A 16,238-nucleotide genomic window follows, 5' to 3' on the forward strand; every position below is an offset into this window, starting at 1 on the left:
TATATGTATGATTTTACTGCAAAAGAACGGTTTATTCGCTCACTAGAAGGGAAAGAAGTGGATAAGGTTCCTGTTTGCTCAGTCACACAAACAGGAGTCGTAGAGCTTATGGAACTTACAGGTTCAAAGTGGCCGCAGGCTCACTATGACCCGGAGATGATGGCAACACTTGTGATAGCCGGTCATGAAATCGCCGGACTTGAAGCTGTAAGGTTTCCTTTTTGTACGACGGTAATAGCTGAAACCCTTGGTTGCATTTTTGATGAAGGTTCAATTGATACACAACCCTATCAACTCGATTTCCCCTGCAAGACCAAAGAAGATGCAGCAAACTTTTCTCTTCCTTCCAATTTGTCTGAATGTAGAAGAATAAAGATCATGTTGCAGGCTGCAGAGTTAATCAGGAGTAAGGTTTCAGATGACATCCCAGTTATAGCCGGAATGATAGGGCCAGCTGCAATTGCATTTTATCTGTCAGGTGCAAATAATTACTTGCGTTGGTGTATCACAGAGCCGGAACTTTTACAACGTCTAATGAAACTGGGAACTGAACTATGTATCGAGTATGCCAATCTGCTATTTGAAAAAGGAGTGGATGCAGTGGTAATAATAGATTCCGAAGCAGGACCTGATATTTTGCCGCCACCACTTTTCACTGAACTTGTGCTTCCTGAATATCGTTTACTGACCGCAGGAATGAAAGGTCACAGCATTTTGCATATTTGTGGTGACGCCACAGATATTCTTGAAGGCATGGCAGAATCGGGATTTGAAGGTCTGAGTGTTGAGGAAAGAACTGATATTGCATACGCAAAGAGTATTGTTGGGGAACGAGCCTGTTTAATTGGTAATGTATCACCGGCAGCTACTCTCTTGTCTAAATCAACTGACCAGATTAAAAAGGAAGCAAAGCAATGTATCAGGGATGGGGCAGGAATACTTGCTCCCGGTTGTGGTATAGCTCCACGCACACCTGTTGGGAACATCCAGGCTTTTGTGGCTGCCAGGGATGAATATTATGAGGAGAAAGCTTCAAAGCAAGAATGAATGACTTTTATTCATTCCCTCCCCTACATTCTATTTTTCGTTTTTCTATTCCATTTTGTATCTGATTTACATACTGTTTTTATTTTATAAACGCCTAAGTATAAGCAACCTTTAGAGAGGTTTTATTGATTGAAAGGATGGATACTTTACAAAACTGCTCAGAATTCTCTGAGTCCGGATGCTTATGAAATTCATCGTCTTATAGAGACTGCCGGGAAAAAAGGTATTGATATTGAGGTTGTGGCACCTGATCAATTCGATCTTCTGGTAACACGGGAAGACCGCAAAAGCATATTGCTCAATGGTGAAGTCGTACCTCTGCCGGATTTTCTCTTACCGCGTATGGGTGCAGGTACTTCTTATTTTGGAATGGCAGTTATACGCCACCTGGAAAAACTTGGTGTGTATATAGTAAACTCTGCACAGTCCATTGATACTGTAAAAGATAAACTTTATTCCCAGCAGATACTTGCAGGTCATAATATCCCCGTACCACGAACAATGCTTGGAAAATATCCTATTGATGATGCGCTTGTGGAAAAATACCTCAGTTTTCCTCTTGTGGTTAAGACACTTTCCGGTTCTATGGGAAAAGGAATTTTTCTTTGTGATAATAAATCACAGTTCAATGACCTGATGGGACTTATACATGTGACCAATCCCAAATTGAACATAATCCTTCAGGAATTTATCAAAAGCAGTCATGGAAAGGATCTCAGGGTCTTTGTCGTAGGTGGAAGACCTATTGCATGTATTGAAAGGACTTCAAGTGACAATAATTTCAAGGCCAATTTTTCCAGGGGAGGACAGGTTTCCAGATTTGCAATGACCTCTGAAGTAAAATGGCTTGCAACAGAGACAGCAAGACTTTTCGGTCTTGATATAGCAGGTATTGATCTCCTTTTTGATGGAAAACATTTCAGGGTTTGTGAGGCAAATTCATCTCCGGGTTTTAAGGGTATTGAAAGTTGTTGTGATATCGATATTGCAGATGAGATCTATAGTTTCATAAAAATCAGGTTAGGAATACATGAAGATTAATTAAGGAAACCAAATCTCCTGCAATATGTGGTATACAAAATACTTTGTGTATGTACAAAAAGAAAGTTATGAATATGGGCAATATACTATTCCATAATTTTTATACTTTTTATTTTTTATTTTAATTAATGTGGATATATATTTTTATCTTTAAGGTATAAAATATATATTAGTTCATTAGATGTTGTTTTGTTGGTATGGTTGGCAACGGGCACAACACATTTATATATTTATGTTCACTATACAACTCCATCTTATATATGCAACAACTGCACACATGGTGCATAATTCTATTCACGATTGTTAATATAAATTTCATAGTGTATATACATATTATTGAGGAAGTGTACATTTGAAAATAAATTTGAAAAACATTACAATAAGTAAAAAGATCATAGCGCTTGCTTTGATCCTTACAATTTTGCCAGTGACAGCAGTCGGAGTCTTTGCTTACGAGCAGACTTCAACTGCAATCAGAGAACAACTCCATGAAAGGCTTGATGAGCAGGTCTCCATGGAAGAACAATATGTAGAAGCTGTATTTTCCGTAGCTCAGGAAAGTCTCAGATCAAATATTGGTGTTGCAAGTCTTCAACTATACAATTATGGTACTCCTTCGATAGTAAACAATCAGCTTGTATTTGGTGACACTGTTGTTAACGGAAATAATGAAGTTGTTGACCTTGTCAAAGAAGAGACAGGTTCAGACTCAACAGTCTTCCAGGTAACTGGTAATTCGGCAGTCCGTATTTCCACAACCATATTAGATGAGAGCGGAAACCGTGCTGTTGGAACTGCTGTTTCTCAGGAGGTCTATCAAACCGTAGTACAGAGAGGACAGACTTACATGGGAGAAGCAACTGTGCTTGGTGCTAAATACCTTACTATATATGACCCTATCAAGGATAGTACAGGAAATACAGTAGGCATCATTTCTATAGCAACTCCTGAAGAACACTACCGGCAGATTATCAAAAATCAGATGGAAACCATTACTTTTGGTGAAACCGGTTACATGTATGTAATGGACTCCAAAGGTAATGTCATAATCCATCCAAGTATTGAGGGTGACAACCTTCTTTCAAACGATTTTGTAAAGACAATGGTTGCAGAAAAGGAAGGAAGGCTCAATTATATGTGGCAGGGTCGTGAAAAGGCAATTAGTTTTGCATATTACCCTGATAATGACTGGATAATTGCATCAGGTACATATGTTGACGAGTTCGAAGCACCTGTCAGGGCAATTAGGGATGGTCTTATTGCTGCTATAATTGTATTCATAATACTGGGTTCAGGAGCAGGCTATCTTATTAGTAGGTCAATCTCTAAAGGAGTTGAAGGTATCGTTGCAGACTTCAAGAAGATATCTGATGATGCAATGGAAGGTAGGATCAATTCCAGAGCAGAAACTGATGTAGATATCGACTTCACAGCAATTCCGCTGGGTCTTAATGACATTCTGGCAACATTGACAAATGTAATTGGTGTAGTGACTAAGAGCGCAAATGGTGTTGCTGCAACCGCACAAGAAATGTCTGCAGCAATAGAGGAAACAACAGCTGCAACCACTCAGGTCGCTGATACTGTGAATGAGATCGCAAGAGGTTCACAGGAGCAGTCTGCAAGATCAGAAGATGTTGCGAGAACAATGAATGATATGACTATTGGTGTACAGGACATTGCAAGCAATGCACAGCTGGCAGCAGAAGCAGCAAATGCTTCAAGGGACTTCATTACAGAAGTCGGCAACCAGTCAAGAGATATGCTTGTGCAGATGGACGCTATTCAGAACGCTACAAATGGTTCTGCAAATGTCATCAGGGAACTTGAGGCTAAATCAAATCAGATCGGTGAGATCGTACAGCTTATTACCAGTATAGCTGACCAGACCAACCTGCTTGCTCTTAACGCTGCTATTGAAGCTGCAAGGGCAGGAGAACACGGACGTGGTTTTGCTGTTGTGGCAGATGAGGTAAGGAAACTTGCTGAAGATTCAGGTAAAGCAGCATCACAAATATCCGGACTGATCGCAGAGATCCAGAACGGAACACATGCAGCAGTTGCTTCAATGGAATCCGGTACGAAGACTGTTACTGAAGGTGTCAGTTCACTTTCTCACACTGTTGAGTCTGTCCAGAAGATCGTAGAGGAGAGTAACAGGGTTGCTCAGATGGCAGAGAATATTGCGGCTGCAGCAGAAGAGCAGTCTGCTTCCATTGAAGAAGTTACAGCAACTGTTGATGAGGTAGCATCTATTTCACAGCAGGCAGCAGCAGGTACGGAGGAAACCTCCGCAGCAGTTGAGCAGCAGAATGCATCTATGCATGAACTTGCAAAGAGCTCACAGGAACTTGCACAGATGGCTGCTGAGATGCAGCAATTTGTTGCAAAATATCAGACTGAATAAGGAGTGAGCTTTCACTCCCACTCTCTTTTTTAAATTCTTTTTTGTTTTTTTCAGACCAATGTTGACTGGTATTTATTGCCTGCTCTAATTGCGTTGTTATTTAACATTCCTGTTTAAAAGTCGGTTGGCAATTATTTTATATCATGGTTCTGTCTTTTCGTAACTGCGTATGAAATGCGTCAGATATAAGTATTTGAAATGAAAAATATCTATTTGTCAGTATAAAAATAAAAGATCCTGTTGGATCTGAATTATTGAGCCGGATATTGAAAAATAATATGGAGAAGTTGATAGTAAAGTGATAATATGCCAGGATCAGATCTAGATAGTAAAAAAATATTAATGGTTGTTGCACAGGAAGGATTCAGGGATGAGGAATTCTTTGAGCCAAGAGAAGTTTTTGAGGATGCAGGTATAACTATTACCATTGCAAGTAAAACCACCAATGAGGCATCCGGTGTCCTGGGCAGGTCTGTCAAGCCTGATGTTGCAATTGATAAAGTTAACATTGCAGATTATGATGCCATAGTCATATCCGGTGGTCCAGGTTCCAGGAAGTATCTGTGGCCTGATAAGAATCTCAGGGAACTGGTTGCAGATGCATTTGAGCAGGAGAAGGTTGTTGCTGCTATTTGTGTTTCTCCGGTTGTTCTTGCGAGGGCAGGTATCCTTGAGGGTAAAAGGGCTACTGTGTTTAAGGACCCCGAGTCAATAAAGGAACTGGAAAAGGGTGGAGCTATCTATGAGGATGAGGGCGTGATTGTTGTAGATAATGTTGTCACCGGAAGGGACCCGGCCAGTGCTGAAGAGTTTGGTGAGGCTGTCCTTGAGGCTTTGCAAAATTTCTAAGATTTACAAGTTTTACGTTATTTAAAGACTATAAGCCGGATACCCGGCTTATCTCTTATATCTGTTCATTTGTAAACAAGTCTGACTTGTGACTTTCATGCTAATTCAAAGTTCGACCACCATGAGGTCTTTTGCGACTATGACCTCGCCTTTGTAGTACTTTTTTATGTGGTCTGTTGCTTCCCTGTAACGTCCCTGCATGTGTGGATATAGATGCGTGAGATAGAGCTTTTTTGCGGTTAACGGATATTCTTCCATCATGAGGGTGAGCATGTCAGGTGTGGTGTGGTTGGTCATTGGGAACCCGAGCGGGAAGGAGCATTCATGTATGAGTACGTCTGCATCCTCTGCCAGTTCCATGACTTCCTCACAGGGCTCGGTGTCGCCTGTGTATACCATGGTTTTGCCATTGCTCTCGACACGATAGGCAAGGGAGTTTTCGGTGTGTACGGTCTTTGCACACCTGACGGTGCAGTTACAATCTCCTTCTGTGCCCTGTGGTACGAATTCATCTCCTGGCGAGAGTTCTGTTATCTCTACTGTGAATTTGTCCCTGAGATAGTCGTAGACGTTAAGTGTCTTCTCAAACCATTCCCGTGTGCCCTGCGGCCCGTATAACCTCATGTCTGTCCTTCCTACAAGCCAGTTGGCCTTGATAAGTGCCAATACATCTCCTACGTGGTCCAGGTGCAGATGTGTGAGTATTATGGCATCAATATCCTTATGGTTGTGCCTGCTCTCGTAAATCCTTCCAAGAACCCCGCAGCCGCAATCAAAAAGCAGGAGATTTTTCTCTGTATCCAGAAGTACTCCTGACTGTACTCTCCCGTCCTGGGGTATTCCGGTACCTGTGCCAAGAAACGTTATTTCCATACCAGCTATAATAAGACTTAAGTAACTTAATTGTTATTATCTGGTGTTCAAAACCAACATGACCGGCATTCCACTACTATTCTAACTGCGAGGGTTGCCCAGCTGGTCAAAGGCGCCGGACTTAAGATCCGGTATCGAAGGATTTCGAGGGTTCAAATCCCTCCCCTCGCATCTGGTTTTTGGGTAATAGGTATCCTGAATATTAGATACTCAGAATTTTAGAAAGTTTGTGTCTTACTTAAATCTCGGTACTTTATTAATTAATATCTATACATAATAAATATACATATATTTTAAAAAACAAACAATTTATATGTAGATACATCGTATATATTTTTGTGGGTACTTTTAGATATTTTGCTTGATGCATAAATGAAATAAATTTGTGGGAGAGGGTAAATCATAATCTATCAATGGTCTAAAATAACTTAAAAATAAGATCTTAAAATTCGGATAAAATAATCCTTTAATTCCAGAAGTAATGCGCTGGGTGGATTTTTAGTATTGCAACAAATGTACATAGTTGTACATATCTAATTTTGCTATCAAACTAATATCCGGATTTGAGATTTATTGAGACCATTCTATGTACAACTTACCTCTAAATCTCATTTGATGAAAACGAATCATGATAAAAACACATCACAAAGTCAAATTAAGAACTGAATTTGGTGTCTATAATGGTTGGTAAGCAAACAATAGTTAGAATTTTGATGATGGTGATTATATTCTCGACAATTTCCATCACTACAGTTTCAGCTACAGAAATTACTGTAGGTAAAAATACGAGTTATGATCATACAAGCATATTAGAAGCTGTAGCTGAAGCATCAGATGGAGATACAATTATTGTTTATGCTGCTACCTATAAAGAGAATATAGATATTGATAAATCTTTGATAATTCGAACAGACTCTGCAAGTACAGAGGCATGCATTCAGGCTGCAGACGTTAATGAACCTGTACTCCACATAACAGCAGATAACGTAAGAATAAGCGGTTTTGAAATAATAAATTCTTCAGAGGAATGTGGGATCGATATCGAAAGTGTTGATGGATGTACAATAACAGGCACCACATTGAGATCAAATTGGAACGGAATTTTTGTTGAGGATTCAAATAATACTTCAATAATTGGTAATTATATTTTTGAAAATGAGTGTAGTGGTATTTACCTATTGAATGATACTAATTGTACTATAGAAGATAATGACTTACAAGGTAATTATCAAGGCATTGAAATGTTATATTCTGACTACAATATAATTACGGACAACACAATTGGAAACAATACTAAAAATGGATTAGATTTGTTCGATTCCAATAACAATAAAATAAAAAACAATGATGAAACAGAGAATGAATGTGGCATTTACATTATGATGTCCAACGAAAATAACATTGAAAAGAATACTGTTCTCAAAAATAAAAAAGGAATTGACCTCAGTAATTCCCGTTTCAATACTTTTTCAGGTAATGAAATAGACTATAATCAAAAGAACATAATTTTTACAGAAAGTAATCATAATCTAATCTACAACAATATAATCAACTCCACTGGTATTGAACTCATTGGTGAAATGAGCAATAACTGGAACATCAGTGTTACAAATGGAGAAAATATTGTAGGTGGGTTCTTATTAGGTGGAAATTACTGGACAGATTCACAAAATGAAGGTATCAGTCAAACATGCACAGATGAGAACCATGATGGATTCTGTGATTGTACATACGATCTTGGTGAAAATTATAACTATGACAATAGTTTCAATATTGACTATTTGCCTCTTCGAAAAACAGATTTTATCACTGTAGACGACGATGATGATAATAATGCTGATTATAATTCAATTCAGGATGCTGTGAATAACGCAAGTGATAAAGATACTATCGTTGTATTCCCGGGAACATACTCTGAGAATATAGATGTGAACAAGGAACTTAGAATCGTTTCAGCTTCCGGTGATCCAGATGATACAATCGTTCAGGCTCTAAACCCGGATGGCCATGTGTTCCATGTAACTGCAGACAATGTTACAGTCAGTGGTTTTAATGTGAGTGTAGCTACAGGATCTGGCAAAGCAGGTATATATCTCGATAATGTAGAGAATAACAATATCAGTTACAATGTATTGTCAAACAATTCCATAGGTATCTATCTGGTTTCTTGCAGCAACAACACGCTGGCAGACAACACTGCAACAAATAATGACTACGGCATACATTTGAGTTCTTCCGGCAACAACATGCTGACAAACAACACTGCAGAATACAATGATATATACGGCATACATCTGGTTTCTTCCGGCAACAACACTCTTAACGGCAATACGGCGGAGCACAACAATAACTACGGCATACATCTGGTTTATTCCAGTAACAACATGCTGACAGGCAACAACGCAGTAGACAATGATGGACATGGCATCTATCTACAGTCTTCCAGTAACAACACGCTGACAGGCAACAACGTAGCAGACAATAACTACGGCATCTGGATGATTTATTCAAGCAAAAACACACTAAACTACAACAACATAGCACATAATGATCTGGGAATCAGAATTTCTGCTAGTGTAAATAACATCATATGTGTAAATGATTTCCTCAACAATAATGATACAGATTACACATACAATTACCTCGAAGAAGTTGGATATCTGTACAATGATTCATTATACATAGGATACATTGGAAATTATTATTCAAATTATAAAGCTGCTGATAAAAATAACGATGGAGTTAATGATACCGCACCGTATGCATTAATTGATTTATCAGAAAACTATCAATTAACCTCAAATCCAATACAGTCAATAACTATTGAAGGAGAACATATTAATCCTACTTCTTTGACTACCACAGATTCGAAAACTTTTCCTATTAAAATTGGTGAAAGCTATAAAATTACTATCTCTACAATAAAGAGTACCGAGATTGACAATATTTCATTAAAAGTTTATGATTCAAACGGAACAAAACTAACTACAAGTTTTGAAGTAAACCGCTCTGATAATGATTACATTCTTAATTTTTCTGTAAATGAGACTGAGCAGGAAGTCGGTTCATCGGGTGACATAGAAATTATACTTCAAAATATTAATGTAAGTGGCACAGTAGTGGAAGAATACAAAAAAATTGCTCCTATCATCTTTACATTTTTTGAATTTAAAGAGAACGATGACGGTCTCTATGAGATATTTCCTGATAAAAACGGAACAGGAAGTACAGTAGTGATTGCAAGTCCTGAGTTTGAACAGGAATTTGTTACCGAATACTGGACAGATGAAGGCCTGTCTTCAGTAGAAATAGATAAAAAACTCTTCAATTTAGCATGTTTGCAAACTGTAGCTCTTAATGAGATTGTCAAAAAATGGCCGGATTCCACCATACAGATTTACGATAAAGATGTTGCACAGGCTACTGTTGAACGTGACATAGATAATTTTAGATCAAATAAAAAACAAGTTGTAATTGTGGGGGCACTTCCGCATGCAGAAACCTCATTTGGTAATCTAAAAGCTTCCAAAGCATACCCTGCTTCCTATCTTAGTTATACTATGGCAGCTGAGATAAATAATCAGAACCTATGGCATGAAAACGACATAGTATATGTTGCTAAGCATTACAGAGCTATGCAATATTTTAATGCCTTAAATCCCATTGTCATAAATTTGATGGAAATTCCCCATATATATAGGCTTATCAAATATGATACTTCATCTGAATTTGGCTCTGATGATACAGATTATCCTGCAATACTCATTGCTAAAGAAAATCATCCTCTTTTGCAGGTATCTCCTACACTTGGAACCGATATTCGTGGAGACATTAGTGAAATTGATTACAGCAAAACTCTTTACAAAATGGGAACACTGATGCCTTTAGGATATACTTATTATCCTGGACTTGATATCGAACGTGAATATGAAATCTGTACTCTTACTGTACACATAGGTCTGGACAAATTTAATGCTGAAGCCTCTTTTCCTGAAAATTTCTACTTTAAAGCAGGAATTTCCCGGAATGAAGAAGAAGTCAAGAACGAAATATATTGTGGCCGAAATGGAAAGTATTCGTGGACTTCATTCAAATATTATTTGCTAAAACAAACTATAACAATAAATGAAAATTTGGGTTATCAAAAAATAAGTGGAGTAGAAGATAAAGCTCTTAAAAGAGTAAACTCAATTCCCTTAATTCCAAATAGCTGCAAAATGCTAATCAAAGAAATGGTAACAGGATACTTTGATGCGCTAACTCTAATATGTGCACCCCATGCCCTCATTTCAGAAAATGAAGTATTGCAGTATGTGCTTGAACCAAGTAGTGCCCATACTTTACTTTCAGATACGCTTAATAAATTAAGCACAGAAGATAAAACCGTCTCGGAAATAGTAATATATCAAAATGAGAAGTATCCAGGCAAGGTAGCACTTATAAATGGTGCAATTTCGGTTATATCTGAAGTTTTCAGCGAGATTGACTTGGCATCATCCGATAAATCTCCTTATAGTGTAACTCCTACTTTGGAAGCAGAATCACATGTATATGACTATGTAGGAGCCTCGGACAACATCAATTATATTCTATTGATGGATGATATTGTTACAGAAAGTACAATTTTTGAATCAAAGGTAGAAAATGGTGCTTTTGATTATAAGGATGCTCTTGATTTAATAGGCAAAGGGTTGGGTTTGTATGAAAAAGATAGTGGTACAACTGATAAAAAATACAAAGAGCTCTCTAAAAAAAGAGATAAAGCTGCTAGACTGGCTAGGCTAGCTTGTAAAGCTGGATCTGCAATAAGTAGTTATGAAGAAGCTCAGGAAGCAGCAACTTTCAATGCAAATCAACTCTTTTACATAGGAGATCCTTATCTTACAGGTTATGATGATCCAGTATCAAATATAACCGTAGATCCTCTTCCAGATACGATCAAAATCGATTTTTCATCAAAGCCGAATAGTGCTGATTTCATGGGTACGACATTCATATTTCCGAATGTTACATCATTTGAAATGACAAACGTCACTTCAAAGGTCATTTTAGAGGATTGGTTGCCATCTTCAGGCTTACCTAAAACCCAGGTAATGACAATCTCCATATTCCATCCATCGAACCAGGTAATAGATGGGATTAACTATTCACTTTCAAATGAAACAGTAATGGAAAACATCACATTGCCAGTCGGAGCTGTAACGATCGAAAATAGTACAGTCCCCGGACTCATGGACAATCTTACTGGATATCCATCCTATAGAATGATGATGGGAACTGAAGATCTTGGAAATATCAGCCATACAGTTTTGAGAATATTCCCTACAATATATTATCCAAATAAAACATTAGTATATTATGAGGATATAGATGTCACCCTGAATGTAAAGAACGTCACATTGCCTGATATTGATGTGCATCTTGATTCATATCCGAACATTATAGGGGTAAGGAGTGGTAATACTAGCAGTGCAATATTAAGATTCTACAATGATCTTTACTCAACAGATAATGCTACGGTCAAGGTCGTTTTCAATTCATCATCAGATATGACCATTGATGGAATAAATGCTTCATTGCCGCTATCTCTGGAACTGGGAACATCTTCTGATGATTATTACAGAGAAATACCTGTTAACATAACCATACCTGAGGTTAGCACAAAAGAAACTTTCTACATGAATGTAACACTGGAGTATTTTGATGGTAACGATACAACCAGCAAATTGTATTCAATACCTGTAATCGCAATTCCTGAGAACATGACTGACCTGGAAATAATTGATGTGGATTTCCCTGAAGAATTAGAGGCATATCACACATACAACGTTTCAGTATCAATCAAAAATTCCGGTCAAAACACTGTTGCATTTGTTCCAGTGAAGCTCTTCCTTGATTACAATGAGACATCAGAAACCACATTAAATGAAATAAAAGTCAATGAAACATGTGTTGAGTATTTCAGTTTCATGCCGACTACAACCGGAGAACATAATTTAACAGTTGTAGTTTCACCTTCGCCTTATGAACTAAATCTCGAGAATAATTATTATACTGAATTATTCGATATTAAAACGGTAATAACGGTTGATAGTAGTGGCGGAGGAGATTATACTTCAATAAACGAGGCATTGGAAGCCTCGATTGATGGATGTACTATTGTAGTCTATCCCGGAGAATATAATGAGAATATATACGTCGATAAGTCAGTAACAATACTATCGGCGTCAATTGATCCAACAAATACAGTTGTTAAAGCAGCTGAACCCATGAACCCTGTATTCCATCTAGTGAAAAATGATGTAACAATAACAGGTTTTGGCATCACGAACTCAAATAATGCAGGCATATATCTTGATAATGTGCAGGAATGTACTATAAGCTGCAATAACATAGAATCAAATGGAAACGGAATCATCCTGAACAATTCCATAGATAATAATCTTGCTGAGAACAGAATAGCAGATAATAGTGATATAGGTTTGCAAATATCCGGATCAAATGGTAATATCATCGATTCAAATATTTTTACAGATAACAGATATGGACTAGATTTAACATATTCTGACAAGAACAAGGTAAATGACTGTATTGTGTACAATAATGAAAAGGGCATCCTGATTGAAAACTCAAATGAAAATCATTTGACAAACAGTGTTCTTTATGAGAACGAAGAAGGTGTCTATTTTACTTTGTCTAGCAACAATACCATGCACAACAATGCAATTACTGATAATTCCCAGGAGGGCATTGTCCTTCACAATAGTGGAAGTAACCTCATCTATAACAACTTCTTCAATAACATAGAGAATATCGAAATCAATGGGGATAACTTCTGGAATACCACCATGGTCAAAGGCGAAAATATAATCGGTGGACCGTACCTGGGTGGTAATTTCTGGGCAACTCCAAACAATACAGGTTTCAGTCAGATTTCAAAAGACGAAAATGGTGATGGTATTTGTGATATAGAATATCAAATTACTGAAAATAACACAGATTACTTCCCGCTTACTTACATCAAAGATGAAACCATACAAGACAATAATGAAGATGAAAGCATAAATATCATTTTTGAATATTCTGAAGAACCGGAAAGCAATATTGAAATGACAATGCTTTCAAAACAATATGTGTCAGAAGGAAAACATCTTATCTATGATTTCAGCGATGAGAACGACTGCTTGATTTCTGTAGAGTTTGATTCTAAGAAGACTGTTGGATATGTAATAACAACTGTGGATATTCTTAAAGGCAGATCCTTTTTGGTTTCAAGTTCACCTGATGGAGAAACTTACCTGAATATGAATATCTGTGTTGGCAATGACAATTTTTCAACATCAGAATTTATTGATAATGTAATTATTAAATTCAAAGTTGATAAATCATGGATTGCTGATAACTCAATAAATGAAACAACCATCAGATTGAATTTGTACAATAATGGTAAATGGACTCAACTAAACAGTATTAAAGCAGACGAAGATGGGAGCTATCTGTTCTTTGAAGCAAATACACCAACATTCTCATCGTTTGCAATTACGGGAGAAGAGATTGTATATTCACCCATTGATGATAATGAAATACTCGAAAAGTCTACTGAAGAAGCAAAACAAGATTCACAAGACATTTCTGGATTTGGTGTGATTGGTGCAGCCGCAATAATATTAATTATTATATCTGTTCTGAAAAGGAGGAAAACTAATTAAACTTGAATCTCTTTAACATTGTGTGGGTAAACTTAGTTTACCTGCCATTTTAGTTGTCTTTTATATAGTCTCTTGTGTCTCCTGTCTGTCGTCTGCATTTGTCTCCGGTGTCTCTTGGAATTGTCTCCTAAATTTGGCATGAGGAGACAAAGGAGACTACATGTCTCCATCAAAATCAACCGTTTGCAACAAGTTTCTCCCACTTATCCAAGCGTTCTTTGTTATGAGCATTAAGCGTAAAAGGCTTATCAGCCTTCGCGTTTTTCTTCATGTAATGCAAAGTACCTTTAGAGAATCCTAGCTTTTTCCAGTCTGAATACGAAATACTGAGTATTTTCTTTCGTATGTCGTTTGTGTCCTGTCGTGTTGTCTCATACTGAGGGACAATGAAATCAATGTCCTTTCTTTTGTCAGTTAAATATTGAGCTAATTCTCTAGTCTTCAGGAACATGACATAACTCCACATTGTCATATTCCCTTTGTAACTAACTCTCTTATTGAACCATAGATTGATCTCTTCAGTCAGTTTCTTAGCCCCTGTGGGCCTCAAGCGCAAGGAATAACTTTCAGTTCTAATGAAATCTTTCTTCTCCATGCAATCTCTTTCTATTAGACTTAAAACTGCGAGATCCACAAGGAACCTGAAAGGTTCTTGTAAGTCGTAAGCTAGACTATTCTTGCCAGTATTCATTTCATGCAAAAAACCCACGTGGAGATCTAACCCCACAGCGTTGATGGCCCGGAGGGCCTCTGCCTCTAGCAGAGCGTAGCCATAGTTAGGCATAGTGTTTACCATGTCCCCTGCCCCGTTGGGCCTACGGCTCGAATCAATTCTTGATTCATAATCATATTTATCAGGAATGGCTTTTGAGAACTCGTTCCAATATTTGTAGGCTACTCCACCTTCAACACCCATTATTTCCTTGATGGATTTTGCTTTCTTTAGTTTCTCAAAGTCCTCTGTAAAATCGTAGTCAACTGAAAGATATCTTTGTTTGAGATAATCAAGCACTACTTGAGATTTGTCAAACTTAGCCTCAATGAAGTTCTTTGCTATTTTGACTCTTGCTTTCTCTTCCTCAAAAGCATGGTACTGAGCAAACCTTGTCTTGACATTAGTGCTTTCAGGTGGGAGCATTGTAGTTAATAGCTTACCATCCCAGTTGAGAATTGATATCTGGACATTGTGTTTTATCAACCATCGGATAGCATCAAGTGTGAGATTTCCGTTCTGACCATAGATAATAACACTATCAATATCCATTCTCTTTGGAGAGAATACATATTGTTCAGTGTCATCAGCCTTGAGATATTTGTGATAGCAGTACATTTTGCATATTCGGTTCATAGCTACAAGCTCAAATGGTGAATGATTGGAATTATTTTTAAAATCAATTCATAGTCACTTAATGCATTTCAATGAGTCTTTTAATCGGCTCATTACCTCTTCTTTTTATCCAGTTCCCACATATCGATGAAACTGTCAAGAAGACTATCAAGAAAACTCTCTTTATAGAGAATAAGCAATTCGGCAACAAGCTCAGGATCAGCAACGGTAAAATTACTTACCCTTCCTACTTTCTCTTTTGTGATTATTCCTGAACCTGCAAGCTTGTTAAGGTGCCAGGAAACCGTAGACGGGGACAGATCAACTGCATCTGATAATTCCTTATTGTTCATGGTGCCATTCTGGAGAAGATTGATCAGAATATGCCTACAGGGTGTTCTCCTCAAAAAAAAGAGGATATTTCTCTCATTCTTCCCGAACTTCCTGTCTTTTACAAAATAACGCACATAATCTTCATCCTTAATGGAGTATATCATGTTCTTCTTCTCCATATAATAAAGATTATACTGCAAGCTACCTATTACTATATCCAGTCGCCTTGTAAGCTCCCTGAGATGAACACCAGGTGAATCCCTGATAAGTTCGTAGATTCTTTTCCTAGTTTCTAGTTCAACTTCCATCGTCAATCTTCTCTTTAGTAAACAAGGCAAGGAAAAATAATGCAAGGACGACAAAATTAAGTAAACTTCCCCATACTTCAAGGTAGTCTCCTACTCTGGGATAATAAATATCTCCTGCATCTAAGAAGTTCATTACTGCATAGAAAAAAAACGCTGCAGATAAGAGAAGCAGTTTCTTCCTTCTTTCTCGTACATATGCTAGAAAAGAGATTGAAAAAAGAACTAATGCTAGCAAACTTGAAACAATCGTAATTAGTTGATCAGGTTCAGAAATCATAGGCTCAAATTTCCTCCAGCTATTTAATCGGTATTAAAGGTAAATTTTTGAAATTATAATGGATATT

At 37.5% G+C, this 16,238-nt stretch carries 9 protein-coding genes and 1 tRNA gene; 6 read left to right on the forward strand and 4 right to left on the reverse strand.

What is annotated here, in order from left to right:
• Positions 1-3 precede the first annotated feature (3 nt).
• The 4 genes from mtaA to RE474_RS13255 all read left to right on the forward strand — a co-directional run bounded on the left by mtaA (position 4) and on the right by RE474_RS13255 (position 5,344).
• Positions 4-1,047 (forward strand): methylcobamide:CoM methyltransferase MtaA, encoded by a 1,044-nt coding sequence (mtaA, locus tag RE474_RS13240; protein WP_309310835.1) that lies wholly within the window; start codon positions 4-6, stop codon positions 1,045-1,047.
• Between the two features lie 129 nt (positions 1,048-1,176).
• Positions 1,177-2,088 carry an ATP-grasp domain-containing protein gene (locus RE474_RS13245; protein ID WP_309310836.1) on the forward strand — a complete coding sequence of 304 codons (912 nt, stop codon included), beginning with the start codon at positions 1,177-1,179 and terminating at the stop codon, positions 2,086-2,088.
• 364 nt (positions 2,089-2,452) lie between these two features.
• Entirely contained in the window at positions 2,453-4,495 is a 2,043-nt protein-coding gene (locus RE474_RS13250) for a methyl-accepting chemotaxis protein (protein WP_309310837.1), read from the forward strand.
• A gap of 306 nt (positions 4,496-4,801) precedes the next feature.
• On the forward strand, positions 4,802-5,344 hold the full coding sequence (locus tag RE474_RS13255) for a DJ-1/PfpI/YhbO family deglycase/protease (RefSeq protein WP_309310838.1): 543 nt from the start codon (positions 4,802-4,804) through the stop codon (positions 5,342-5,344).
• Between the two features lie 105 nt (positions 5,345-5,449).
• On the opposite strand, the gene RE474_RS13260 is transcribed toward RE474_RS13255, so the two are convergent.
• The gene (locus tag RE474_RS13260; RefSeq protein ID WP_309310839.1) at positions 5,450-6,217 is read right to left on the reverse strand and encodes an MBL fold metallo-hydrolase; all 768 of its coding nucleotides are present in this window, start codon (positions 6,215-6,217) and stop codon (positions 5,450-5,452) included.
• Between the two features lie 87 nt (positions 6,218-6,304).
• On the opposite strand from RE474_RS13260, the gene RE474_RS13265 reads away from it, so the two are divergent.
• Together RE474_RS13265 and RE474_RS13270 are read left to right on the forward strand one after the other, a co-directional pair.
• A tRNA-Leu gene (locus tag RE474_RS13265) sits at positions 6,305-6,388 on the forward strand.
• 509 nt (positions 6,389-6,897) lie between these two features.
• The gene (locus RE474_RS13270; protein ID WP_309310840.1) at positions 6,898-13,926 is read left to right on the forward strand and encodes a NosD domain-containing protein; all 7,029 of its coding nucleotides are present in this window, start codon (positions 6,898-6,900) and stop codon (positions 13,924-13,926) included.
• A 175-nt stretch (positions 13,927-14,101) separates the two neighbouring features.
• On the opposite strand, the gene cas1 is transcribed toward RE474_RS13270, so the two are convergent.
• The 3 genes from cas1 to RE474_RS13285 all read right to left on the reverse strand — a co-directional run bounded on the left by cas1 (position 14,102) and on the right by RE474_RS13285 (position 16,171).
• Positions 14,102-15,274 carry a CRISPR-associated endonuclease Cas1 gene (cas1, locus tag RE474_RS13275; protein WP_309310841.1) on the reverse strand — a complete coding sequence of 391 codons (1,173 nt, stop codon included), beginning with the start codon at positions 15,272-15,274 and terminating at the stop codon, positions 14,102-14,104.
• A 92-nt stretch (positions 15,275-15,366) separates the two neighbouring features.
• Positions 15,367-15,894, reverse strand: a complete 528-nt coding sequence (locus RE474_RS13280; RefSeq protein ID WP_309310842.1) for a winged helix-turn-helix transcriptional regulator — start codon at positions 15,892-15,894, stop codon at positions 15,367-15,369.
• Positions 15,884-16,171, reverse strand: a complete 288-nt coding sequence (locus tag RE474_RS13285; RefSeq protein WP_309310843.1) for a hypothetical protein — start codon at positions 16,169-16,171, stop codon at positions 15,884-15,886. The genes RE474_RS13280 and RE474_RS13285 overlap by 11 nt, the downstream gene beginning before the upstream one ends.
• Positions 16,172-16,238: the final 67 nt, after the last annotated feature.

The organism is Methanolobus sediminis (assembly GCF_031312595.1).
GTDB classification, from domain to species: Archaea; Halobacteriota; Methanosarcinia; order Methanosarcinales; family Methanosarcinaceae; genus Methanolobus; species Methanolobus sediminis.

What these genes read in the sequence shown, in the direction of transcription:
- mtaA (WP_309310835.1), top strand. Translation starts at nt 4, where the DNA reads ATGTATGATTTTACTGCAAAAGAACGGTTTATTCGCTCACTAGAAGGG.
- RE474_RS13255 (WP_309310838.1), top strand. Translation starts at nt 4,802, where the DNA reads ATGCCAGGATCAGATCTAGATAGTAAAAAAATATTAATGGTTGTTGCA.
- RE474_RS13260 (WP_309310839.1), bottom strand. Translation starts at nt 6,217, where the DNA reads ATGGAAATAACGTTTCTTGGCACAGGTACCGGAATACCCCAGGACGGG.
- RE474_RS13270 (WP_309310840.1), top strand. Translation starts at nt 6,898, where the DNA reads ATGGTTGGTAAGCAAACAATAGTTAGAATTTTGATGATGGTGATTATA.
- cas1 (WP_309310841.1), bottom strand. Translation starts at nt 15,274, where the DNA reads ATGAACCGAATATGCAAAATGTACTGCTATCACAAATATCTCAAGGCT.
- RE474_RS13280 (WP_309310842.1), bottom strand. Translation starts at nt 15,894, where the DNA reads ATGGAAGTTGAACTAGAAACTAGGAAAAGAATCTACGAACTTATCAGG.
- RE474_RS13285 (WP_309310843.1), bottom strand. Translation starts at nt 16,171, where the DNA reads ATGATTTCTGAACCTGATCAACTAATTACGATTGTTTCAAGTTTGCTA.